This is a genomic window from Arthrobacter sp. 01N444 (assembly GCF_056399305.1).
Map to the genome: position 1 here is coordinate 1 of NZ_JBFTRB010000037.1, position 709 is coordinate 709.

General features: G+C 67.4%; 1 pseudogene. It reads right to left on the minus strand.

What is annotated here, in order from left to right:
• Positions 1-709 (minus strand): annotated as a pseudogene (locus AC1DKN_RS20985) (pyruvate dehydrogenase (acetyl-transferring), homodimeric type); the annotation flags it as partial.

Sequence of the window (709 nt, forward strand, 5' to 3'; positions counted from 1 at the left end):
CCGTCGGCGTGCTGCAGGCCTTCGCCGGTCAGGGTGGTGCGTCCGGCGGTGGCGCCGATGATGAACCCGCGGGTCATCTGGTCGGCGGCGGCCCAGAAGGAATCGCCGGTGCGCTGGAAGCCGAACATCGAGTAGAAGACGTAGACCGGCACGAGCGGTTCGCCGTGCGTGGCGTAGGACGTGCCGGCAGCGGTGAAGGCCGCCACCGCCCCGGCTTCATTGATGCCCGGGTGGATCAGCTGGCCCTGGGCCGATTCCTTATAGGCAAGGACGAGCTCCCGGTCCACGGAGAGGTAGCCCTGGCCGTCCGGGTTGTAGATCTTCGCCGTCGGGAAGAACGCGTCCATGCCGAACGTGCGGGATTCGTCCGGCACGATCGGGACAATGCGGTGTCCGAACTTTTTGTCCCGGAGCAGGTCCTTGAGCAGGCGTACAAAGGCCATGGTGGTGGCTGAGCGCTGCTTGCCGGAGCCTCGCTTGGCGACCCCATAGGTTGCGGGATCGGGCAGTTCCACGGGCGCATGGTCCGGCCGCCGCTCGGGGACGAAGCCGCCGAGTTCCTTGCGGCGGTCCATCAGGTACTGGATCTCCGGGGAGTCCATGCCGGGGTGGTAGTACGGCGGCCGGTAGAGGTCCGCTTCGAGCTGGTCGTCCGTGATCGGGATGCGCAGGTGGTCGCGGAAGGCCTTGAGGTCCGCGAGGGTGAGCT